Origin of the sequence: Eubacterium limosum, assembly GCF_000807675.2 — a bacterium.
GTDB lineage: Bacteria > Bacillota > Clostridia > Eubacteriales > Eubacteriaceae > Eubacterium > Eubacterium limosum.
This window is the reverse complement of sequence record NZ_CP019962.1, coordinates 3,901,536-3,924,025: the sequence shown is the minus strand read 5'-3', so window position 1 is coordinate 3,924,025 and position 22,490 is coordinate 3,901,536. Positions and strand designations below refer to the sequence as shown.

Genomic DNA, 22,490 nt, shown 5'->3' with positions numbered 1-22,490 from the left:
GGAGGAAAAAAGATGAAGGTAATATCCATCTGTGGTATTTCAGACAGCGGAAAGACAACGACCGCTGAGCATATTATAAAAGAATTGAGGCGGCGCGGCTACAGTGTGGGCTCAGTCAAGGAAATCCATTATGACCAGTTTAAAATGGATACAGAGGGCAGCAATACGGATCGTCACAGGCGGGCAGGTTCTCAACTGGTGACCGCCAGGGGAAAATATGAAACAGATATTTTATTTCAGGAAAAACTGCCGATTCGGGATATTCTGTCCTTTTATGACTTTGATTATGTGGTGCTTGAGGGCGTTGCCGACGCCGGGGTGCCAATGATACTAACGGCCCACGAAACACCTGAGCTTGACAATCGGTGGAGCGATTATGTTATCTGCTGTGCAGGGCGGATTGCCGGAGATTTGGACACCTACAGAGGCCTGCCTGTCTTTGATGCCAGAACTCAGGCGGAAGCCCTGGTCGATCGGATTGAGTTAAAAACCTACCATATCCTTCCGGATTTTGATAAAGACTGCTGTGACGCCTGCGGCTATGGCTGTGCTGGGCTTGGCCCTGCGATTTTAAAGGGCGAGGCCCGGGAAAAGGACTGTGTGGTAAGAACCCGGCCCGAGGTGGATGTGAAGATCAATGGACAGCCCCTCGAGATGGTTCCCTTTGTCCAGGATATTATCAGGAGCGCAGTGACCGGCATTGTGGGAAAGCTGAAGGGCTATGAGGAAGGGGCTGTCATTGAGATCAGCATTGGAAAAAAATAAAATCTTTGAAAGCCGACGAAATACTGTGAGCCTGGAAAAAGGGCAGATCAAAAAAGTTTTTAGCGACGCCGAAGCAGCACAGCATGAGTGGAACGTCCTCACACTTCTCCAGCTAAGAGGGGTGACGGTGCCGGAAGTTCTCGACTTGCGGGAAAATGTGCTGTATCTGCAGTACTGTCCCGGCCCATTGCTGCTTGACCGAGTGCTTGAGCTGGAGGAAAAAAACAGCGCGGAAGGTCTGTATGGTCTGTTTGCAGAGTTGGCAGACTGGTTTAATCAGTTTTACCAGGCAGTGCCTGGACATATCCGTGGCGATGTCAACTTCAGAAATTTTATTGTCGGCGTTTCAGGCATAACCGGCATTGATTTTGAGACGCTTCCAATCGGACAAAAAGAGACGGATATGGGAAACCTGCTGTCTTATTATGCAGCCTACAGTCCAGCCTTTACCACCCAAAGGACAAAGGGCGCAGTCATAATGCTCAACGCTTTTTCAGAAAAAATTACACTGGATAAAAGCAAGGTTTTGAAAGAAATGCGTTTTGCCTTTAAGCGTATGGAAATGCGGAGAAAGTGTTTTGATGTCAAAAGAGCGGAAGGATGGCTGAGAGGCTTTGAGAAAGAGGTTTGAAATGAAGGACAAACGATACCAGAAAAAACAAGTGCTGTATTTTTTATATAGAGGCGTAATGTGGACGCTTTGGCTCTTGATGTTTTGGAATATATTAATGCTTTTTAATGAAGCGCTGGCGATTGTTTATTTTCCGGCTTTGCCGGTATGGAATTTGTTTGTATTTCTTTTTATGCTGACAGCAGATTTTCTTCTTACACATTATTTTTTTAAGCGGTTTGAAAAATGGATTGGAAAGCACCGTTCGTTTAAAAACTATTTCAGGGAATTTCTGATTTAAAAAATGAATACTTATGTTATTTTCAATTGAATAAAAACCGCATGAACACCAATATTTACGGCGTTCGTGCGGTTTTTTATATTGCATCTTCTTTTTCATCGCGAATGTATTCCAGAATATCGCCGGGCTGGCAGTCAAGGACATCACAGATTGCGTTGAGGGTCGAAAAGCGAATGGCTTTAACCTTGCCGGTCTTTAAATTGGACAGGTTGACATTGGAAATGCCAACCTGTTTTGCCAGCTCGTTGAGGGATATTTTTCGATCTGCCATCACACGGTCCAGTCTTAAAACAATAGCCATAACAGCCTCCTATAAGGTTTCATCGGATTCCTGCTGAAGGTAAGTACCGTAGCGGAAGATGTAGGCAATGGCAAGAATGACAATACCGAAAAGCATAATAAGCATAGGCGTTGAGTTGTCCGAAAACCAAAGCGTGCTTTTAAAAAAGAGATTGGCAGCATAAATTTCCAGATTTCTTGGAATAATGGCCATAGCAACAACAAGGATACCTGTGAGACGGAGTTGATAAAAGGTTTTTATCTGAAACGGACTGATTTCTCTATTGATGCGCCGGAGAATTTGCCATACCAGAAAAAGTGAATAAAAAAGAAGTCCGTTTTTTAAAAGTTTGGTCCATATTTCGATTAGATAAGCAGCTTTTGCGGGATCAGGCGTCTCAGAAGGTATAAACAGAAGTGGGTCAAGGATAATTGTCCGCATGGATGTGAGAGAAAGCAGTTTAGTCATTGCGGCATTCTCTGGCAAAGAAATACTAATTGCAGCAAAATACTGATGATTTCTTTGAAAATTTGCTATTCCAATAAAAGCCTGATCATCTAGAAAGCTCATATAGACAGATAAAAATATCTGAACCAACAAAATACAGATACCAATAATTAAAACAAGTGCCAGAATATCACCGATTACCCAGCAGGAACGTTTTAAAGCTTTTAATTGTTTATCAATCATAAATTCTTCTACTATTTTCAAACAGGCAAATCCCAATGATCAAAAGAATAAGTGAAGGAAAACTGCCAATAACAGAGAATCCAGAACTGCCGATATTACCCAGGTCGATGAATGCAATATCAGCAAAAGAACCAAAAAACCAGTTATAAAGAAATGTCTCTAACGTATGGGGAACGGTGGCGATGATCATTAACAGGATGGAGACACAACGCAGTGCTTTTATTTTTTCTGCTGGAAGAGGCGGTTCAGCAGAAGTCATTTTGCTAAACAGTTTTCTGAGCTGCCACCAGATGACTCCAGATAAACAGGCGATGGACAGGTTGCTCCATAAAACAAGCTGAAACACAACCTTTGGATTTGAAGGTATATTTTTTGCAGAAAAGCTAACATGGTAGGATGGGTTTATCCAAATGGCAATTCTGCCAATAGCCTTAACAATAGGCTGAACAGACTCCGGATAATACTGGATAACCGTTTTTGTAATATCCGACGGTTTGGTAATTTCGGCCGCTTCATAAACCTCGCTGGGAACTGAAAGACTGAGGCCTGTAAAAGTTAATCCCGCAATTAAATTAAAAATACAAAGGGCAAGAAAGACTGTGACAATAGAGCGCAGAAGAATATAACGCTTTTTTAAACCGTTTTCCATAAGAACACCTCCTTTGTTTTCTTAAGTTCATTATAAAGCTTTAGTTGATGTGTGTCAAGTAAAAATTAATGTTTATCATTAAAAATTAAATGATAAAAATAAAAACATCCGAATTGTCATAAAGAAAACTTTTAAAAAAGCCATTCTTCAGACAAAAATCGAATGTTTATATTTATCATTTCAAAGAAAACTGCAAATGTATGCCAAACACATCATCGTCAAGCGACGCACTAATGCTGCCGCCCATGCGGGTGGCAAGGCGTTTGGCGATGGAAAGGCCCAGGCCGGTGGTCTTACGGCTTCTGGACACATCGGTTGTGTAGAAGCGGTCAAAAATACATGGAAGATCGTCGGGGGTAATGCTGTGCGTACTGTTCTCAAAGGTAATGTTTATGGCGCAGTCCGCTAATACGGCTTTTATGGAAAAATGGCCTTCGCCGTGGGTCAGGGCATTGCTTAAGATGTTGCTGAAAATCCGTTTGAAGGCATCGGCATCACCGGTGACGATAAAGGGATCATCAGGAATCTGGATTTCCGGTTCGCTGTCCTGACTGCAGAAATCATTGTAAAACAAAGCCAGCGTATCGCGCAGCACATTGCCGAGGTTGACTGGTTCCTCGGCAAGAACCAGCTCATCCGCCTCGATGCGCGCAAATTCAAAAAGCTGGTCTAAAAGCTTGCGCACTGCCTGAATCCGCTGCTGGACAATTTCCAGATACTCGGCTCGGGTTTCCTCAGGCAGATCAAAATCCTGGAGCATCTGGATATAGCCTGAGGCAGAAGTGAGCGGGGTACGCAGGTCGTGTGAAATGCTTGTGATGCTGTTTTTAAAACTGCGGTTTGCCTGAGTCATGCGGATTTCAAACTGGCGGTGGGTCTCCAGCAGAGTATTGATGCTTTCGATCAGAGCCTCCACCTCCTTATCGGGCATGGCGGCAGTGATGGGCAGGTTGGTATCCTCATTTTGTATAAAATGATTTTGCCGTATAATATCCCGGATCTGCCTTTTCAAAAGCAGACTGTGAATAATGGAAAAGAGGGCGGCTGCCCCGAGGATAATGCAGAGTATAATGAGTGATACTTCCATAAAAACCTCACATAATGTCCCGTTTTTTGAAAACGGCAATGCCTGCCAGCGTGGGCAATAAAATATAAACCACCATAAGCGCCAGGGCTTGAAGTACGACCAGGCCGCTGACTGTGTCAAATTCAAGGCTGGAAAGCGCTTCGGCGATCCAGATGGTGAGCAGGTTAAAATCTGTGGCGTGAAAAGCGTTGCCGACAGATAAAAAGGCGGTGACAAAAATAAGCAGACAGATGTTGACGGCTACGGTGGGGCCGGTCTGTTTGATGAATACAGCGGTCATGACAAAGAAGGAAGCCAGCCCGAGGTGCAGCAGGGTCTGTAAAAAGAGCCGGTAAGCCAGCAGACTGACAGTCTGTGAATCCAGGGAGCTAAAGCCCCAGCACAGGCCGCTGAACAGAACAGCGCTGAGTATGGCCAGCACAACGAGAAAGAAGGTTGCGGCCATGACGGTGATGAGTTTTGAAAGATAGATATCGCGTCTTTTAAAGCCCTTCGACACAGTGTTGCGGAGCGTTCCATCCCTGAAATCTGCACCGATGTACAGGGAGATAAAAACTGCCATTAAAACCGTGGTTACACTGCCGGAAAGAGCAGTTTCGATGAAGGAACTGGCATTGTAATTTTGCATGGCTTCAATCGTTTTAGCCAGATTTTCCGAGCTGTTCGACAATCCGAAACGGATGCCAAAGCTGTTGTTCTCTTCAATACGGTTCTCAGATTCCTGGAGGGCGGCAGGGGACATGTTTGAAAAAAGATCGGCGGAATAGAGCTGTCCAACAGCGACAAAGGCCATGAGCGCCACACAGAGGATCATGCAGACCCTGAAGGATTTTGCCTTAAAAAGCTTGAAAAGGTCAGAGCGCAGCAGGTTAAGCACGGTCTTCACCTCCCATCTTCGACATAAAATAAGCCTCGATATCCTGCCCGACCGGCGTGATGGATTCGACCAGGATGCCGTTTTGGTTAAGCTCCCGGTTGACAAAACCGCTCTGGTCCACATAGTCGAAAAGACGGATGGTGTTTTCTGGCAGAATGTCATAATTGTCCGTGCCCAGAAGGGTCTCGATGAGCATCGCGGCTTTTTTAGGCTGGTCCACAACCATTTTCAGGCAGCGCTGACAGCGTGTTTCCAGATCCTCCCGGTTAAACTCGTCAATGAGCATGCCCTCGCGCATGATGCCGAAGCAGGTGGCCAGCTTTGACAGCTCACCGAGGATATGGCTTGAAATAAGAACGGTCACACCCCGCTCCTGGCTGAGCTGTGTCAGGACAGTGCGGATTTCCGCAATCCCCCTTGGGTCGAGGCCATTGGTGGGCTCATCCAGAATGAGAAAGTCCGGACTGCCCAGAAGGGCCATGGCAATACCGAGGCGCTGGCGCATCCCCAGTGAGAAGTGCTTGACCTTTTTGCGGTCAGTGCTGCTCAGGCCAACGGCTTCGAGGGAATCGGCAACAGCGGTGCTGCTGGTGATGCCAAGCAGACGTCTGTGGGCCTTCAGGTTATCCGGAGCGCTCATGTTGCCGTAAAGCCCGGGCGCCTCAATGATACAGCCTGTCCGCTTGCGGTGCTGTTCCAGCTCTGTACTGTCAAAGAGGGTCATGGTGCCCTCGGTCGGGGGCATGAGGCCTGCGATCAGGCGCATGAGGGTGGTTTTTCCCGCGCCATTTCGCCCGATCAGGCCGTAAATATCGCCTTTCCGGATGGTCATATTTACATGGTCGACGGCATGGCGGCCCTCGCTCTTTCGTTTTTTATGCCGGGCAAATCCCGAGGGTGGAAAGATCTTTGTAAGATTATGGGTTTTCAGGATAGTGGACATGGTTTTTGATCCTTTTCTGTTTTTATTCAGGTGGCTTTCAATTTTATTGTAACACGCTGTTTTTTAAATTCTGTAAGCCAATCCTAAAGAAAAGATAAAGATTGACGCTATTTCATTTTAAAGCCAATGCCCCAGACCGTTTGGATATAGGCTTCGTCGGGGTCGATTTTAGCCAGCTTCTGGCGCAGGTTGCTGATGTGCACATTGATGGCGTTATCCTCGCCCAGGAACAAATCCTCCCAGACAGTCTCGTAGATGACATTTTTGGAAAAAACACGCTGTGGGTTTTGCATCAGAAGCTCCAGAATTTTGTATTCGCGCTTAGTCAGTGACAGGGGCTGCCCTTTCAGGTAGACTTCATAGGTAGAGGGGTTGAGGGTGAGCCCTTTATAGGTCAGGGTTTTGCCTGAAAGGCTTGTATTTCCTGAATTACGGCGCAAAAGAGCCTCGATACGGGCCAGAAGCTCTTCGTTGTTAAAGGGCTTGGTAATATAGTCATCTGCGCCGTTTTTGAGCAGGCTGATCTTGGTGGGAGAATCGTCCTTTGCGGACACGGCGATGACCAGGGTGTCCGAGGTCTGGCGCAGGCTTTTCAGCACTTCCTCGCCGCTCATTCCCGGGAGCATTAAATCCAGAAGGATTAAAGCATAGCTTTTCTTTTCAAGGCAGAATAAGGCCTCGGTACCAGAATAGGCGGTATCTGCCGTATAGCCGCTGTGTGTCAGCAGATCCACGAGCATGTTGCTGATGTTGACATCGTCCTCGACGATCAAGATATTGATGGATTCCATTTTGTTTGTCCTCTTTATTTAAATAGATTGATTTTCTGAAGCTGCCGGTACAAAAGGTTCGCCGCTACGCCTACCACGATCCCTGTCGGGATGGCGAGCAGCATAAGAAAGGGCAGATAAGACCAGAACAGGTTCATATTTTGTACCACAGCGGCCGCTACGGCCAGCTGGCCCAGGTTGTGGGACACTGCGCCGAGCAGGCTGATGGTGATGAGGGAGAGCTTTTCTCTGGCGGCCTTTAAAAGCAGGGCCATCACCCCAAGGCTCAGGAGTCCTCCGGCCAGGGAGTAGAGAATCGCGCTCATGCTGCCAAATAAAAAGCCGGATAAAAAGATCCGTGCGGTGACGATGAGCAGGGTCAGGGGAGTACCCAGAGTCAGCAGTGAGATGAGGGTCACGATGTTGGGCAGGCCGACCTTGGCTCCGGGCACAGGCATGGGGATGGGCACCAGGGATTCCAGATAGCTGAGAATTAAAGCCAGTGCGGTGTACAGGGCAATGACGACCAGGCGGCGCGTTTTGTTTTCCATTTTAAGGCTCCTGTATGATTTCAAGAATCAGCCGGTGGGGCAGGCAGGCAATGGTCTCTCCAGGGGACTGGATCGCCGGGCTGTGCACACACACCTGGTTATCGCAGTCTGCGCTTTCGACCCGGGCGCTGCGGTCTTTAATGACAATGGTGTTGCTGCCGAGATCGCTGGTGATGGTTTCGGTATGGTCCTGACTAAGCGGCAGCGTGCGGATAACCTCGCCGTTCTGGCTGACCCGCAGCATAAGGCCGGAGCTCTTGTTGTTCATGAGGTGGAAGATACCGAAGGCGATGAGGGCAACGGCCACAACCCCGGCAATAATGATCAGATCACGTTTTTTCATGTTTGATTTGTCCTTTGGTTCATTCTAAAGTCCATTTTAACGAAAAAAACAGTCTTGGTAAAGAGCAACTTTTTTGATATAATCACTTCTTAAGACGGGAGGCGACGATTTTATGGAAAATTATGATGATATCCGGCAGCTTAAGGTGACCACCGACGGCTATGTGGGAGATGGCTATGCGGCCTGTATTGATTTTGAAACAGGTAAGGCATGCTGGTCTGCCAGTGCGCTTTTTTATCAACCCCCCAAGTATTTAAAAACACTGGATACCGAGGCGCTGGACGCCTTTAAAAAAGGGATGGCGGAAGCTGGCGTACTGCAGTGGAAGAAAAAATATTATGATCTGAGCTGTCTGGACGGCCCAATCTGGGAGATGACGTTGGTTTTTGAAGATTCTGAGAAAAGACTGGGAGGCACCGCGGCATATCCTGAAAGCTGGGAAGATTTTTGCGTACTGCTCAGTGAAGCGCTGGGAAAAGACTTTAAATAATGGAGAATGAAAAATTCTCCATTAAAAAAGTGGCGTAGTCTGAGACTGCGCCTTTTATCCAGATAAGAAAAAAGGTCCAGGCGCCACGGTAAACGGCCAGGAATCATGCCACTTTATCGGAAGAGCCGGACACTGGAGCGATCAGGTATTTGCCTTACCTAATAAGAAGTGTGTGTAAAAGCAGTGGCCGCAGGACGCTTTTTTCTTCCTTAGATAAAAGGCTTCGTCTCTTGAGGTTTTTTGACACACGGTAATGGAGAATGAAAAATTCTCCTTTTTTTATATGTAAAAATCTGGCGACAAGGAAAGGCGGCGGCTAGAGTGGCGATTGGGGTGGCAAAAAATAAAAAAGCAGATGTTATTTTAACATCTGCCTTGTCACCAATTAAATGGTGCGAGAAACGGGAGTCGAACCCGTACGTGCGTAGCACACACGCCTCTGAAACGTGCTTGTCTGCCAATTCCAACACTCTCGCACAGCGCTCTTTTTTTTCTGAGCGGCGACTCATTTCCTGAGTGCTTGTATATAATAACTTTTTTTGTCCGCTTTGTCAACACTAATTTTAAAAATTTTTAACTTTTTTTTCGAAAATGTTTTTCAGCATAAAAAAATATGATTTTTCTGCATTTTAGCTTCAAAAATAAAGCGCTGCATTTGAAGAAAATCAATTAGTAATTGTAAAGTAGAGCAGGCTGAGATAAAATAGCCCTATAGCAAAAGGGAGAAATAATAATGAAAAAATGGGAAGATTTTTTTACAAAAGATATTTTAGATAATGGATATGAACTTTTTACAAACGACCAGGTTCTGGAGGCAGTGCGCTGTGATAATGGCTATGAGGCAGTGGTGCGCGATACAAAAGACTACCGGGTGATGATCGAAACAGAATTTGGCGAGGTCGCTGCCATGCACTGCGATTGTACCTATGCGTCAGAGGGCACTCACTGCAAACATATGGCGGCAGCGCTTTTTGCCCTGACGGAAAGTGTATCCGAGACGTTCAGGGACCCATGGCAGTTTGAAAACACTGAGCTGTACGCCCTTGTACAGGGGGCGAGAGAAAATGAGCTCAGAGATTTTATCTACGAGCTGGCCTGCACGGACAGGAACCTTGCAAACCGCCTCTGGCTCCGCTTTTTTAAGGGGGAGAGCATTGAGGAGCTTCGCCCTCTGGAACGCTCTCTAAACGCCATTTGCAAGAAATATCTGGGGCTGGAGCAGTTTATTCCATACTGGGATGTAAAAGACTTTTGTGAGGAGGTTGAGCAGTTTTATAATGATAATCTTGAGGCCCTGATGGTCCGGGAGCACTATGGGAGTGCCTTTGATTTTACCGCCATGGTTTACACCAAGCTCTGCCAGATAGAGATTGATGACTCCGACGGAGATATTGATTTTATTGCCCAGGACTGCGCAGAGGGATGGATGAAAATCCTGACTCATATCAATGATGAGGCAGAAGAGCGGAGGATGCACCATTGGTTTATGAATCGTCTGGGCGGCGACACGCTCGACTATCTTGAGGACTATGTCTTTGATGTCTTTATGAAATGGAACTGGAAGCCGGTGCTGCTTGCCGAGAGCATGAAAACCGTGGACTGGCTCATCCGGAACGCCACACAGGAGCGGCTCGATTACTGGCTTGAAACCTATGTTGTCTGCCGGGTACAGCTCATGGAAAAAATGGAGCTGCCAAGGGAAGCCATCGAGGCCTACCAGAAAAAATACTGGCGTTTTTCCGGAATACGGAATACCGCCATTTCCCTGAAAATCAAGTATGGTGAGATGGACGCCGCCATTGGGATGATCAATGAGAGTATGGAGATGGACCGGGATGACCCAGCCAAAATTGATGAATATCAGCGTGTGCTGGTTTGGCTGTATGAAAAGTTGGGCAGGCCCGAAGCCCTGAAAAAGGCACTGGCAGAAATGCTGGTGGGCGAGGATTTTGTCAATCTGGAGGATTTCAAAAAGCTAAAGGCTCTCTGCGGCGAGGCGGAATGGCACGAGCTTCGTGAAGAAATATTCAAAGCCGTGGATTATGGACATAATCTGCGCGACCTGTATGAGGAAGAGGGACTGTGTGAGCTTCTTCTGGAAAGCATCCGCAGCCAGGGAGAGCTTTCCGACTTGGATTACTATGAGGAAACGCTTAAGGCAGGATGCCCTGAGGACACTCTGGAGCTCTACGCCGAGCTTTTAAAGGCGATGGTTAAGAAGGCGGCAAACCGAAGAAAGTATCAGCAGATCGTGGATTATCTGAGAAAAATGCAGGACTACCCCGGCGGGCCAGAAAAAGTAAGGATCCTGACTGCGGATTGGCGTCTCCGTTATGCTAAACGGCGCGCACTTATTGAAGAGCTTGAAGAACTTTGACAAAATTTAGAATGCCATGGTGTTCCAGTGGGAGTACCATGGCATTTTTTGTTTAAAGAAACCATTCCGGTTCGGCCCGGCGCTTTAAGCCCTCCTCAAGCTCGTGCTTGTGGTAAAGGTAACCCGCGTCATCATAGTAACGCGCGTGAACCGGACATTTTTTTATACAGGCGCCGCATTTTATACAAATGCCTGTGTAAATCCGCACATCATCGTGGCTGATGGAGCCCATGGGACAAACCTCAGAGCATAGCTTACAGTCGGTACAGGTGTCGTCTGTAAGCGGTTTAACCTTGCGGATATCTACGGGAGTGCCTTTGCGGTCCCGCGGCTGATAATAGCCACGGTATGGGGCTGGTGTGCCCTTGACAGCCACAGGTGAGGCATCCTGGATATTGGTGATGGCAGCGGCTTTCTCATAGGTTAATCCGGCGAACACCCGGGCTTTTTCCATATCCTGCCCGTCCGGGCGTCCGGCTGCCAGTACATCAGAAAAAGAGTGTTCACCGATAAAGGCCCCTGCTGTAAACGTGTGAAAACCGGTTTTTTCAAGGATATCCCGAAGCTCGATCAGGGCATCGTCATAGTCTCTGTTGCCATAGAGTACCAGAGGAACAGCCGCGGCGCCGCCTCCCTCCAGGGTCATCAGGTATTTCAGCAGTACATTGGGCACACGCCCTGCGTAGACCGGTGTGCCGAATACCACCAGATCGTCAGCTTCAAAGCTTTTTGGCGCTTTTCGCTCCTCAGGCAGTGTAAAGTCAAAGATTTCACAGGGTCCCCCAAATTTTTGTGACAGGTTATCGGCAACCGCTGTTACCAGCCTTTTGGTGGTGCCGGTAGCGCTGAAGTACACGGCCCATACTCGATTGAATTTCATGATTTTTCTCCCTTGCGTAAAAAGAGTGGTTTTTATGCCTTAACTATATCAGAGGGTGAGATGGTTTTCAAGTAAAAGCCAAAAAAAGCTGGCAGTTTTCAGCTTGGGCCTCTGAAACCACAGGTTTGCGGTTTTCTTTATCCGAAGTTAATTTAAAAACAACAGCAGATACGTCGAAACGGCGTATCTCTATTGCTAATCTGTGGATAAGTAACAAAAAAAGGGGGTCAAAGGACATATATGTCCGCTATTTTGCCAAAAAAGCAAAAGTGGCGGCAGAATCACGGACACCCGTGTCCACCATTAATAATATATTAATAATATTATATATTAATCTTTTATTATTCATGAGTCGTAAGTTATCCACAGATCAGAATAGTTATGAAGTCTGCCTGGGCGCGTAAATAAGGTCGGTGATGCCATTATAGCTTTTAGTTTCGAGAAGCCTCAGCTTTATGGCTGTGCTGGCTGTTTCAAAGAGAGGGATGCCGTCTCCAAGGATTGTTGGAATCATTGAAAGATGAAACCGGTCGATCATGCCAGCGCGTATAAGGGGCTGAACCACACCGGCTCCACCGCAGATCCAGATTCCGCTGCCAGTCTCCTGTTTTAAGGCCCTTACAAGGCTACAGGTGTCTTCATTGGCAAATTTGACTGCCTTGGTCGAAGGAATACTTCTGTGGGTCAGGACATAGGTGGTGAGGCCGGTGTACGGCCAGTCCCCGGGCGAAAGCTCTGTGACAATCTGGTGATAGGTGTTATAGCCCATGACAACAGTGTCGATGTCCTTGATAAATTCAGAATAGCTGGTCATATCGTCTGCGTCTGGGGTATGGCCGCTCAGCCAGTCCACTTTTCCGTTTTTATCGGCAATATAGCCATCCAGGCTCATGGCAATAAACAGCGTTGTATCTCTCATGTTTTCCTCCTGCTGTGCGCTGTTTTTACGGCACACAGATTTTTATTATAACACATACCCAGAAAGGGACAGAACCTTAAGCATTTAAGTTTTTTGAAAATTTTGGGAACCTTTTGGAATTTTTTGCGATTGTATTAAGTGTAGGGCAGAATATAAAAGAATCCCGCTGTTTTCATTACAGCCAGCGGATGTTATAATGCAGGTAAGCAAGAAAAAGATTAAAGCCGAAAGGAGCAGTACCGATGAAAATGCCAGATACCATTGATGCCGACATGTTCGCTCCCTGTGGAATGAACTGCATGGTCTGTTATAAGCACTGTTACCATAAAAAGCCCTGTGCGGGCTGTCTGAACAGTGACAAAGGAAAGCCAGAGCACTGCAGGAAGTGCAGGATCAAGGCATGCGCCATGGAAAAGGGGGTTCAATATTGCTTTGAATGCGCAGCGTATCCCTGCAAGCCTGTAAAATCCCTTGAAAAAAGCTATAACACCCGATACCAAGCCAGCCTGATGGAAAACAGCCGCCGGGTTAAGGAATCAGGGCTGGAGGCTTTTATGGCACAGCAGAAGCAGTTGTTTACCTGTCCAGACTGCGGCGGGGTCATTTCATTACACGACGCAGAATGCAGTGCGTGCGGACAGAAGCTTGAAACAGCGGGCGGGGAATAAAAAAACTGCCCGGCCGCGCGGACAGTCCTTTATAAAAATCGGGCACACCGGTTAGATGGGCTTACCGGTAAAGGGGTTTCGCCCCCTGACAAAACAAAAAACAATGTGAATCATGCCCATTACAATACCGACAATCGCAATGCCTTCGGCAAAGCCAAGCCAGAAATCGGGCAGAAGGCGGCTCATAAACAGAGACATTGTAAAGCACAGCATTCCCACGAAATATAGAACCATCACGAAAGAGCAGTAGCCTTTCTTTTCAAAAAATTTCATCAGAGAATCCCTTCCTTTTCATCTTTCCTTTATGTTTTTTATTATAGCACAGAGAAGCCGAAAAGTCTAAAGCGATTTCATAAGGCTGTTTTGGGTATTTTATACCATAAATTCAATCAAATGCAAAGGAGAAAAAAATGACAGGCGTAGAAATCGATATGGTTGTGACCGACAGCCTGAAAGCCCTGGAGCTGTATGAAAAACTATTTGAGGTTAAGCGTATAGAGGTGACCGATTACCCGAAAGGTACCAATGAAGCAGTCTTTACCATCTACGATACCCGCTTCCACATGCTGGACGAAAACCCTGAGTACCAGCTAATCGCGCCAAAGCCCGGCCAGCCCCAGTCTGTCTGGTTTAATGTGCTGGTGCCAGACATTCAGGCGGTCTACGATAAGGCCATGGCAGCTGGCTGTGCTGAGATCCAGCCCGTTACCGAGATGCCTGAAATGGGCGCCGCAAACGCCATGTTTTCCGACACTTTTGGCTATGTCTGGATGCTCCACCAGATCCACCGGGAGGTGAGCTTTAAGGAGCGCTGTAAAGCCATGGAGGAAAAGCAGAAATAATAAAAAAGCAATCGGATTTCCGGTTGCTTTTCCAGGTTTTGCATTGAGGGAAAGCTTTATTCAGCACACCCCTTATCTGTTTTCAGAGATTAATCCGGTTGCTTATCCCTGTGTTCATGCAGCTTCCGCATAACCAAACGGGCGATGGGCTGTGCGAAGAGCGCCTCCACAGCAAAAGAGATGGCGAAATTGCGGGGCCATTTGTAAAAAAACAGGCGGATCGGCTCAAGGCTTATCTGACGGCTTCCAATCCAGGTACCGATAACGGTCAGGAAGACAGACATCAAAAAGACAGTGCACAGAATATTGACCACGATGTGGGCATTAAAGCTGTCATCCTTATCCACGATCTGCCCGGTCATCCAGTCGGCCGGTCTGTACGTCAGCAGCACCAGAGCGACAACGCTGAGCCAGATAAAAGGGATAACACGCAGGGTATCGGCCCATACCCCCAAATGAAAGCCAAGCTCAAAACAAGTGATAATCGGAGCAATAATGTTTACAGACAGGATGGAGATCACCCCAATAAACAGCACAAACTCTTTTTTGCTCCGAGGGAGCTTCATGTAAAATTCCATTTTTATTTCCTCACTTCTTAAATATTAAAACCAACGCAAAAAAATAAGCGTAAGACGAGAAATTGTCTTACGCTGAACCATTATACGCGTTTGTTAAGTTTTACAGTTATTATTATATCAAAAAGTCCAAATTTAAACAAGCTGTTTTCAGGTTTGAAAATCTGTTTTTTTATTGGCAAAAATGAACCGGCTTCCGATGACAGCAATAACAGCGGCCAGAAGCACATAGGCCAGACGAAGCTCAAAAACCTCAGACTGCTTCATGAACAGGGTGCTGAGCGCAATGGCGTAGCAGGTCATATAGGTGGCGCGGAAAAGATAGTTATCCACCGCGTAGCCAAGGAAGGTGCCAATGGAGAGAATGATCATATGTCCGGTAAAGCCGGTGATATAGTGGAGCAGAATGGCTGAGATAAAAACCCCGGCGATATTGCCGCCCACACGCTGTTTGATTTTGACCATGCTGTCCTCATAAAAATTGAGGGTCATGATAAAAACATTGAGGGGAAGCCAGTAGCCTTTCGGAATATTAAACACCTGCTCCAGGAAAAAGCTGAAGGTTACCAGCAGAGAGATGCGGATGGCAAAGCGGGTGAGACGGAAATCAAAGGTGCCGGATTCAAGGGGCTCGGAAGGGTCCCAGAACAGATGAAAGCGCAGCATGGCAGCCAGATTTTTAAAGGCACGGGCAGTCCCCTTTAAAAAATCGCGGGTCTTGCCGCCGAGGCGGACAAAGGGATTAAAAATGCGCGGATCAAGCTTAAAGCCCGTCTGCCTGCGCTTCAGAAAATACATGACCACAAGGCCAAGGGTCGCGATGGCACTGGAGACAACAATGGCCATCAGGCGCAGCCTGAGCTCAGGCACAGTGGTGGAGAAGCTCTGGTACAGCACAAGACCAAAGCCATAGCTGTAGTAAGCCTTTGAGGTGTCGGAGTCGGTGAGAAGAAAGACCATGAGATAGGTCGCGGCAAAGTCCAGGGTAACGCAGAGCCAGACGTTCATATCGGCCAGGTGGGCGGTGGTCGCCAGCACAAGGTTGATGAGCATGACGCTGTAGGGGTGCCAGCGGTCTGGCGAAAAGTCCTTGAGTCGGTTGAAAATAATGGTGAGTGGAACAGCGATGACAGCATTTTTATAGCCAAATAAAGCCATGTTCATAAAAAAGAGCAGCAGGCAGAGGGTGGTGGCTGGTATGGATTTCTTAGTTCCTTTCCAGGCTGCTTGCCACAGATGCTTAAAGTTCAGGCGTTTTATTTTTTCACTCATGACAGACTTCCTTTCATCATCATCGCTACCATAGTTTTTACCCAAAAAGGGAATTTTATTCGATTTATGTGCGTTAAACAGGCAGAATTGTGGTACAATAATTAACAGCCCCTTTTTCAGGGAATCCAAGCATCATTGATTGTAAAAGGAGATATTTAACATGCAAAATACAAACGATATTCCAAAAGGCCCCTTACAGCGGGTGGCCGCGATTCATGATATATCCGGCTTTGGAAAGTGCTCCATGACCGTCGTGCTGCCCATTTTATCTGCGGCAGGCATCGAGGTGGTCTGTATGCCTACTGCGGTTCTTTCGACCCATACCGGCGGCTTTGAGGGCTTTACTTACCGCGACCTCACCGAAGACCTCCCGGCCATTACCGAGCACTGGAAATCGCTGGATCTGCACTTTTCGTCAATCTACAGCGGCTTTTTAGGCTCACCGGAGCAGGTGGACATTGTATCTAATTTTATGGATACCTTTAATTCAGACAACACACTGGTCTATGTGGATCCGGTTATGGCTGATGAGGGTGAGCTTTACAGCGTTTTTGACGACCATATGGTGGATAAAATGCGCGAGCTCTGCGAAAAGGCAGACTTGCTGCTGCCAAACATCACCGAGGCATGCTTTCTTTTGAAGCAGCCTTATCAGCACGGTCCATACACCAGGGATTATATTGAAAAGCTTGTGCGCGGCCTGTCCGACATGGGCCCTGAAAAGGTCGTGCTGACTGGCGTGTATTTTGATAATGAAAAGCTGGGCGCCGCCTGCTATGACCGCGCCGAGGATAAGGTAGAGTACGCCTTCTCCGAAAAAGTGCCCGGACAGTTCCACGGGACGGGTGATATTTTCGGAAGCTTCTGCCTGGCAGCTCTGCTGAACGGTAAATCTCTGCTGGATTCCACACAGTTTGCTGTCGATCTGACCACAGAATGCATCCTCAGAACGGTTGCCCGTGAGACTAATCGCCGCGAAGGTGTGGATTTTGAAGGCGTGCTGCCAGAGATGATGAAACGTCTTGAGCTGGTCTAGAACAGAGAAGTAATTTAAAAAAAGAAAAAGCAGGTACGTCGTTTCGACGTACCTGCTTTTGTTCTGGGCAAAGCCAGTCTTTGTTTATTGTTCATCGAGCGTTTTAATCAGAGGGATCAGCTCGCTCAGATCCTGGATAACATAGTCTGCGCCGGCATCTCTGAAGGTTTTGGTTACCTTGTTGATGGCAGCGGCTTTGTCATCATCACAGAGATGATTAAATTCTTCCTCGGTCAGCCCCATCTCAGAACTTCCGCGCACAACTCCGATGGAGACAACGCCGGCGTTTTTTCCTTCCAGAATATCGGAGACCGTGTCGCCGATTTTTACAGCATTATGGACAGAATGAACGCCCAGAGTCTCCAGGTTTTTGAAAAGCATAAAGGGGTAGGGGCGGCCATAGTTTTCCACAGCGTTTGGGCTGTACCAGCAGTCCGGCGCATAACCCTTATCGGCAGCGATACGGGTGACTACGGCCATCATTTCATCGGTGTAGCCGGTGGTTGAGCCGATTTTCAGGCCCATGTCACGCAGGGCCGCAACGGTGTCCAGCACGTGAGGCTTGGGATCTGCAAACAGATCCAGAATGCTCATGAGCTTTTCCTCGAACTGGGCGTACAGGGCGTCAATATCCTCTTCGGTGTAGCCGCGCCCGTATTTTTCCTGCCAGAGACGGCTGATACGCGGCATATCCATCATGGTGTGGATATGGTCACGCTTGAGCATCCCCATGGGTTTTCTTGTTTCCGCCATGGTGGGCTCAATGCCGAAGCTTTTAAAAACCTCCATAAATGCCTGTACTGGAGCAAAACATCCGTAATCGACCGTTGTGCCGGCCCAGTCAAAAATAACCGCTTCAATCTTTTTCATCAATATGGCCTCCTAAGCGTTCTGTTTTAAATAATCATAAAAGATATTGTAGAGATTTTCAACATCTTCTTTATAAATTTCTCCGATATTGCCCATGCGGAAGGTGTCCACCTTGGTCAGCTTGCCGGGATAGATGGCATAGCCGCGTTCTTTGACAAAGTTGTACATATCGGTAAAGTCAAAGCCCTGCTCGGGATAGAGGAAAGTAGTGATAATGGGGGAGCGGTAGGCTTCATCAATATAAGCGTTGATGCCGAGCACTGCCATTTTTTCAATCAAAAGCTTATTGTTGGAGGCGTAGCGCTGATAACGGGCTTCGACTCCGCCGCGTTCCTCTAACTCATCTAAGGCTTTGGAGAAAGCCAGAACCGTATGTGTCGGGGAAGTAAATCGCCATTTTCCATCCTTGTTCATGGTCTTCCACTGGTCGTAAATATCCAGCGACAGGCTTCGCGCATTGCCCTTTGAGGCCTCGAGGGCGGCTGTGCGGGCCAGGATAAAGGAAAAGCCCGGTACGCCCTGGATACATTTGTTGGCGCTGCTGATCATAAAGTCGATATGGTCATCCTCTAACGGGATATCAATGCCGCCAAAGCTGCTCATGGCATCGACAATATAGGTTTTGCCAAATTCTGCGCAGAGCTCGCCGATGGCATGGATGTCGTTGAGAATGCCGGTGGTGGTTTCGCAGTGTACCATGGCCACATGGGTGATGTCTGGGTTTTCTGTTAAAATCGCGCGCACTTTGGTGGCGTCAGGGATTATGTTGTATTCCTCGTTGTAGGCAAGGTAGTTCAGACGGTGGTAGTCCGCGATGTCCAGCATGCGTTCGCCGTAGGCGCCGTTTGTGATGAACAGCACCTTATCCTTATCGCCGATCACGCTCGAAAGTACGGCTTCCACGCCAAAGGTGCCGCTGCCCTGCATGAGGATGGCGGTATATGCAGCCTCGCTGACATGGGCCAGCTTTAGCAGCTGAGCGCGGATTTTCTGTGTGATGGTTTTATATTCATTATCCCAGGTACAGTGGTCAAAGAGCATTTCTGCCTTTACCGCATCGCTGGTTGTCAGTGGGCCGGGGGTGAGTAACTTGTATTTTTTCATGAATGTTTTCTCCTCTGTAAGATATATCTTTGTATAAAATTTGTTTTTACTTGTTAAGTTTGCATTTCTCTGAAAACTCCTGGTGTTTTTGTAAAAGATCCACGGTCAGGGGCTCTGGGAATGTTTTGGGGTTTTTGGTGCACAGGGCAGGGTCGGTTGTTTCGCCGGGATACAGGGGCAGCGGATAGGTCTTGAGCAGCTCGGTTCGGGCGCTTTTTACAATACATTCAGCCATTTCTATGGCTTTGGCATTGGTTTTATCCCCTTTATTAATGACGGCGATGGATTCCGTGAGAGCATAACTGCCCTCAGACGGGTCGATGTAGTCGATGGGAAGACCTTCTTTTTTGGCCGCGACGGCCTGATGCCGAAGGCCGAAGGCCAGTGCGACCTCGCCGGCTTTTACCTTTTTAAAGGGGCCGGAGCCGGAGCTTTCCATGTGCGGCCCGGCATTTCGGATGATCCCTGTCATGATTTCAGCGCCTTCCGTCTCGCCGTAAGCGTCGATGACAGCCTGTACCAGAATCCAGCCAGTGGAGGAACCTTCAATATCCGGTATGGATACCTGGCCCGCGTACTTTGGATCAGCCAGATCCTTGATGGAGGCCGGTGCAGACAGGCCCTGTTCCCGCATCACCTCAGTGTTGACCATGACAGCGCCTTCCTGGGCTGTGATGGGGGAAGAATAGGATGGGCAGTCACCGCTCAGGGTGGTATGGTCAAAGCTCAGGTCAGAGAACATTTCGGATTCCTTTTGGGCAGTGTCCAGATAGTATGTGCTCATGGTCACCAGGTCGGCTTCGATTTTAGAGCCTTCGGCCATCATCCGGCCGCCCAGCTCGGAGGTGGCAAAGCTTTGGATGATATACTGGCCTTCGTAGCCGCCGGCAGTCAGAGCGTTTTCCATGGCGGTCAGGGCTTCGTCATCCGCATTGGAGTAGATAACGACTTTGTTATCCGCGTTTCCTGTACTGCACCCCACAGCGGTGAGGGCTGTGGCGGCAATGAGCAGTCCGGCAGCCAGGGCTTTTATAAGTTTATTCATCAGGCGGCCTTCCTTTCTGTTTTTTTCGACAAGGCTTTCAGGATCAGCTTGACAGCCAGGTTGGTGGCAAGAATAAGCAGGGATAAGACAAAAATCTGTTCAAAATCGCCGAAGTGCTGAAGCTGTTTGATTTTGGTGGTAACGACCATGGTGCGCGCGCCAACGATAAAAATGACAGCGGAGATGGTTACCATGGCGTTGATAAAATAATAGCTGAACATTTCAAAAACAGTGGACCAGGAGTTGGGGATTACAACTCTGAAAATGGTTTTTGTCCAGCTGTCACCCATGAGCATGCCGGTGGTTTCCCAGGAGGCGTTCATCTTTGACAGTGAGTTTTTGATCATCAGGTAAGGGGTTGAGAAATAATGGATAATGTTACAGATGATCAGTATAATAAAGGTACACTGGAGGCTGGTGCCGGAAAAAGCCAGGAGAAAGGCGATGCCAAGCACCATGCCCGGTACGGTGTTGGTGGTCTGGACCAGGCCGTCGATGGCGGCTTTGGAGGGCTTGCCCATTTTACTGCGGGCAGTGACCAGTGCGCTGAGGTAGGCAATGGCCGTCCCTAAAACCGCTGTGAGCGCCGCTACCAGAATGGAATTGAGGTAGACACTGGTCAGCTGGCCGCCAAAAAGAGTTTCCTTGATGTTGTCAAGCGAAAAACCAAGCTCATAGGGCCAGCTCTGCACAAAGGGAACAATAAAGATAACCGCGAAAATGGACAGAATACCGATCATTACCAAAGCGGACAGAACCGTGAAAAGGCCATCGCGTCCTTTGTTTTTTGTGAGCTCGATCTGGGAGATCTTGTTATAGCGGAAATTATATTTTTCCAGGTAGCGCAGGATCAAAATGCTGAAAACCGATGGGATCAGCATCATCATGGCAACAACAGCCCCCTTGCTGAAATTGGGGATAGAACCCAGCATCTGATTGTACAGCGTGGTGGCAACCACCTTGTACTCACCGCCAACCGATGCCGGAATCCCAAAGTCGGTGAAGCTCAGGAAAAAGGCCTGAATAAAAGAAGCCCCCAGGGTGGCGATCAGTGGCTTAAAGGTTGTGGTGAGAAAGGTTTTAAAGCTGTTGTCACCAAGCACACGGGATACCACAGAGAACTTCTTGTCAATGTACTTAAAGGTATTGTTAATGAGCATAAAGGCAATGGGAACCGTGTAGATTACATAACCCAGCAGCAGTCCGTTAAACCCATAAATCTCAAAGGGCTGAAAGCCCAGCAGCCGGGTGATCAGGCCCTGGCGGCCAAAGGAATAGATGATGGCGAAGCCATAGGTAATGGTGGGCAGGAGCATGGGCAGCACTGCGACACTGGAAACGGCGCTCTTGTACCAGCCGGGTACATTGGTGCTGTTGACTGTGTAGGCCAGCATAAACGCGATAACCGTGGTGACGAGCGCGCTGGTCCCGGCGATGATGAAGCTGTTAAGCAGGGCGTTCAGAAAGCCTGCGCTGCTCAGCACAGCGGCATAGCTTGCCAGGCTGAAGCTGCCGTCCACGTTAAAGGACTTGATGAGCAGCAGTGCCAGTGGAGCGGCAAGGAACACCGCGAAGATGGCGATGATGATCCAGAAAACAACCTTCAGCTCCAGCGGGGTACCCGTAACAGCCCGGCTCCGCAGCCTCGGCCGCGTTTTATCGGTGGCGGAATTACTGGGCATAGCATTCTCCGAACAATGAGAAGATATTGTTGCGCTTGATCATGAGCTGGTTGAGAATAAACTCCTGAACAAAGCTGTTGCCGGGCTTCGTGATGATTTCCTGCGGCTCGGCGTATTGTGAAATTTTGCCGCCGTTTAAAATGAGCACCCGGTCCGATAAGGTAAGGGCTTCTTCAGGGTCATGTGTTACAATAATGGTCGTCAGATCAAATTCCTTGGCAACTGTTTTGATCCGCTCCTTGATGGATTCTTTGATAACCCCGTCCAGCGCGCTCAGCGGCTCGTCCAGTAATAACACCTTTGGCTTCATGACCAGGGTACGGGCCAGGGCCACACGCTGTTTTTGCCCGCCGGAGAGCTGGTCAATGGGTTTGTCCAGATGCGGTCTGAGATCCAGAAGGTCGATGAGTTCGTCAACCTCCTCCTGGGTGGAAATACCCGGCTTGTTTTTGAGTCCGTATACGATATTATTGTAGGCATTCAGGTTGGGGAACAGGGCATAGTCCTGAAAAACAATGTTGAAGTCACGCTGTTCCATGGGTACATGGGTGATATCCTCACCATCGTACAAAAGCTGTCCCTCATCAATGTCGGTGATGCCGAGAATCAGGTTGAGGAGGGTGGTTTTACCGCCGCCGGATGGGCCGAGAATGGAAACAATTTCGCCCTTTCCGATATCGAGTGTGATGCCTTTCAGGATTTCTGTGCCGTCATAGGCCTTCTTTACATTTCTTAAACTTAACATAGTGTTATACTCCTTAACATTTTGGTTAAAACAAATGGCTTATTGGATAAAAGCGTTCTTTCAAAAGCCTAGGCGTATTTTAAATCTAAAAATCCCACAATTCAATAGACTTAACAAAG

General features: G+C 48.0%; 26 protein-coding genes and 1 tRNA gene. 7 read left to right on the top strand and 20 right to left on the bottom strand.

All coding sequences use genetic code 11. The features are described from left to right. The first annotated feature begins 12 nt into the window (after nt 1-12). Both B2M23_RS18465 and B2M23_RS18460 read left to right on the top strand, forming a co-directional pair. On the top strand, nt 13-765 hold the full coding sequence (locus B2M23_RS18465) for a molybdopterin-guanine dinucleotide biosynthesis protein MobB (RefSeq protein WP_038351532.1): 753 nt from the start codon (nt 13-15) through the stop codon (nt 763-765). Then, a complete protein-coding gene (locus tag B2M23_RS18460; RefSeq protein ID WP_038351533.1) occupies nt 752-1,396 on the top strand; it encodes an RIO1 family regulatory kinase/ATPase domain-containing protein in 645 nt (214 codons plus the stop codon). The genes B2M23_RS18465 and B2M23_RS18460 overlap by 14 nt, the downstream gene beginning before the upstream one ends. 356 nt (nt 1,397-1,752) lie before the next feature. Here the strand turns inward: B2M23_RS18460 and B2M23_RS18450 are convergent, their stop codons facing one another. The 9 genes from B2M23_RS18450 to B2M23_RS18410 all read right to left on the bottom strand — a co-directional run bounded on the left by B2M23_RS18450 (nt 1,753) and on the right by B2M23_RS18410 (nt 7,866). Further along, nucleotides 1,753-1,977: a helix-turn-helix domain-containing protein gene (locus B2M23_RS18450; RefSeq protein ID WP_038351535.1), complete on the bottom strand. Its 225-nt coding sequence runs from the start codon at nt 1,975-1,977 to the stop codon at nt 1,753-1,755. A gap of 9 nt (nt 1,978-1,986) precedes the next feature. Next, nucleotides 1,987-2,646 (bottom strand): DUF2975 domain-containing protein, encoded by a 660-nt coding sequence (locus B2M23_RS18445; RefSeq protein ID WP_038351536.1) that lies wholly within the window; start codon nt 2,644-2,646, stop codon nt 1,987-1,989. Next, complete coding sequence (locus tag B2M23_RS18440) at nt 2,639-3,295, bottom strand: hypothetical protein (RefSeq protein WP_038351537.1); 657 nt, start codon at nt 3,293-3,295, stop codon at nt 2,639-2,641. The genes B2M23_RS18445 and B2M23_RS18440 overlap by 8 nt, the downstream gene beginning before the upstream one ends. A gap of 175 nt (nt 3,296-3,470) precedes the next feature. Beyond that, on the bottom strand, nt 3,471-4,382 hold the full coding sequence (locus tag B2M23_RS18435) for a sensor histidine kinase (protein ID WP_038351538.1): 912 nt from the start codon (nt 4,380-4,382) through the stop codon (nt 3,471-3,473). A gap of 7 nt (nt 4,383-4,389) precedes the next feature. After that, the gene (locus tag B2M23_RS18430) at nt 4,390-5,259 is read right to left on the bottom strand and encodes a DUF2705 family protein (protein WP_038351539.1); all 870 of its coding nucleotides are present in this window, start codon (nt 5,257-5,259) and stop codon (nt 4,390-4,392) included. Beyond that, nucleotides 5,252-6,202, bottom strand: coding sequence for an ATP-binding cassette domain-containing protein (locus B2M23_RS18425; protein ID WP_038351540.1), 951 nt, complete (start codon nt 6,200-6,202; stop codon nt 5,252-5,254). The genes B2M23_RS18430 and B2M23_RS18425 overlap by 8 nt, the downstream gene beginning before the upstream one ends. A 107-nt stretch (nt 6,203-6,309) precedes the next feature. Next, entirely contained in the window at nt 6,310-6,993 is a 684-nt protein-coding gene (locus B2M23_RS18420; RefSeq protein WP_013380649.1) for a response regulator transcription factor, read from the bottom strand. A gap of 14 nt (nt 6,994-7,007) precedes the next feature. Continuing rightward, the gene (locus B2M23_RS18415) at nt 7,008-7,523 is read right to left on the bottom strand and encodes a Gx transporter family protein (protein ID WP_013380648.1); all 516 of its coding nucleotides are present in this window, start codon (nt 7,521-7,523) and stop codon (nt 7,008-7,010) included. Between the two features lies 1 nt (nt 7,524). Beyond that, on the bottom strand, nt 7,525-7,866 hold the full coding sequence (locus tag B2M23_RS18410; RefSeq protein WP_038351541.1) for a NusG domain II-containing protein: 342 nt from the start codon (nt 7,864-7,866) through the stop codon (nt 7,525-7,527). Between the two features lie 112 nt (nt 7,867-7,978). On the opposite strand from B2M23_RS18410, the gene B2M23_RS18405 reads away from it, so the two are divergent. Next, the gene (locus B2M23_RS18405; RefSeq protein ID WP_038351542.1) at nt 7,979-8,356 is read left to right on the top strand and encodes a hypothetical protein; all 378 of its coding nucleotides are present in this window, start codon (nt 7,979-7,981) and stop codon (nt 8,354-8,356) included. A gap of 390 nt (nt 8,357-8,746) precedes the next feature. Here B2M23_RS18405 and B2M23_RS18400 read toward each other — a convergent pair. Further along, a tRNA-Leu gene (locus B2M23_RS18400) sits at nt 8,747-8,832 on the bottom strand. Between the two features lie 257 nt (nt 8,833-9,089). Here B2M23_RS18400 and B2M23_RS18395 point away from each other — a divergent pair. Further along, nucleotides 9,090-10,733, top strand: coding sequence for an SWIM zinc finger family protein (locus B2M23_RS18395; protein WP_038351543.1), 1,644 nt, complete (start codon nt 9,090-9,092; stop codon nt 10,731-10,733). A gap of 52 nt (nt 10,734-10,785) precedes the next feature. Here B2M23_RS18395 and B2M23_RS18390 read toward each other — a convergent pair whose 3' ends face one another. Both B2M23_RS18390 and B2M23_RS18385 read right to left on the bottom strand, forming a co-directional pair. Continuing rightward, complete coding sequence (locus B2M23_RS18390) at nt 10,786-11,613, bottom strand: EFR1 family ferrodoxin (RefSeq protein WP_038351544.1); 828 nt, start codon at nt 11,611-11,613, stop codon at nt 10,786-10,788. A 379-nt stretch (nt 11,614-11,992) separates the two neighbouring features. Beyond that, complete coding sequence (locus B2M23_RS18385; RefSeq protein ID WP_038351545.1) at nt 11,993-12,532, bottom strand: dihydrofolate reductase family protein; 540 nt, start codon at nt 12,530-12,532, stop codon at nt 11,993-11,995. 242 nt (nt 12,533-12,774) lie between these two features. On the opposite strand from B2M23_RS18385, the gene B2M23_RS18380 reads away from it, so the two are divergent. Next, entirely contained in the window at nt 12,775-13,200 is a 426-nt protein-coding gene (locus B2M23_RS18380) for a DUF3795 domain-containing protein (protein WP_038351546.1), read from the top strand. Between the two features lie 51 nt (nt 13,201-13,251). On the opposite strand, the gene B2M23_RS18375 is transcribed toward B2M23_RS18380, so the two are convergent. After that, nucleotides 13,252-13,473: a hypothetical protein gene (locus tag B2M23_RS18375; RefSeq protein WP_038351547.1), complete on the bottom strand. Its 222-nt coding sequence runs from the start codon at nt 13,471-13,473 to the stop codon at nt 13,252-13,254. A 137-nt stretch (nt 13,474-13,610) separates the two neighbouring features. Between B2M23_RS18375 and B2M23_RS18370 the strand changes: the two genes are divergently transcribed. Beyond that, nucleotides 13,611-14,042 (top strand): VOC family protein, encoded by a 432-nt coding sequence (locus B2M23_RS18370; RefSeq protein ID WP_038351548.1) that lies wholly within the window; start codon nt 13,611-13,613, stop codon nt 14,040-14,042. An 89-nt stretch (nt 14,043-14,131) separates the two neighbouring features. Here the strand turns inward: B2M23_RS18370 and B2M23_RS18365 are convergent, their stop codons facing one another. Further along, a complete protein-coding gene (locus tag B2M23_RS18365; protein ID WP_038351549.1) occupies nt 14,132-14,620 on the bottom strand; it encodes a DUF2798 domain-containing protein in 489 nt (162 codons plus the stop codon). 147 nt (nt 14,621-14,767) lie between these two features. Next, nucleotides 14,768-15,889, bottom strand: coding sequence for an FUSC family protein (locus B2M23_RS18360; protein ID WP_038351550.1), 1,122 nt, complete (start codon nt 15,887-15,889; stop codon nt 14,768-14,770). 160 nt (nt 15,890-16,049) lie between these two features. On the opposite strand from B2M23_RS18360, the gene B2M23_RS18355 reads away from it, so the two are divergent. Further along, nucleotides 16,050-16,925, top strand: coding sequence for a pyridoxamine kinase (locus B2M23_RS18355; RefSeq protein WP_038351551.1), 876 nt, complete (start codon nt 16,050-16,052; stop codon nt 16,923-16,925). An 84-nt stretch (nt 16,926-17,009) separates the two neighbouring features. On the opposite strand, the gene phnX is transcribed toward B2M23_RS18355, so the two are convergent. Genes phnX through B2M23_RS18330 form a run of 5 tightly spaced genes read right to left on the bottom strand, consistent with a single transcriptional unit; the run spans nt 17,010 to nt 22,371 of the window. Continuing rightward, a complete protein-coding gene (gene phnX / locus B2M23_RS18350) occupies nt 17,010-17,795 on the bottom strand; it encodes a phosphonoacetaldehyde hydrolase (RefSeq protein ID WP_081571294.1) in 786 nt (261 codons plus the stop codon). A 12-nt stretch (nt 17,796-17,807) separates the two neighbouring features. Beyond that, nucleotides 17,808-18,899, bottom strand: coding sequence for a 2-aminoethylphosphonate--pyruvate transaminase (phnW, locus tag B2M23_RS18345; RefSeq protein ID WP_038351553.1), 1,092 nt, complete (start codon nt 18,897-18,899; stop codon nt 17,808-17,810). Between the two features lie 46 nt (nt 18,900-18,945). After that, complete coding sequence (locus tag B2M23_RS18340; RefSeq protein ID WP_052237139.1) at nt 18,946-19,944, bottom strand: extracellular solute-binding protein; 999 nt, start codon at nt 19,942-19,944, stop codon at nt 18,946-18,948. Continuing rightward, the gene (locus B2M23_RS18335; RefSeq protein WP_052237140.1) at nt 19,944-21,626 is read right to left on the bottom strand and encodes an ABC transporter permease subunit; all 1,683 of its coding nucleotides are present in this window, start codon (nt 21,624-21,626) and stop codon (nt 19,944-19,946) included. The genes B2M23_RS18340 and B2M23_RS18335 overlap by 1 nt, the downstream gene beginning before the upstream one ends. Continuing rightward, nucleotides 21,616-22,371, bottom strand: a complete 756-nt coding sequence (locus B2M23_RS18330) for an ABC transporter ATP-binding protein (RefSeq protein WP_013380627.1) — start codon at nt 22,369-22,371, stop codon at nt 21,616-21,618. The genes B2M23_RS18335 and B2M23_RS18330 overlap by 11 nt, the downstream gene beginning before the upstream one ends. Between the last annotated feature and the right edge of the window lie 119 nt (nt 22,372-22,490).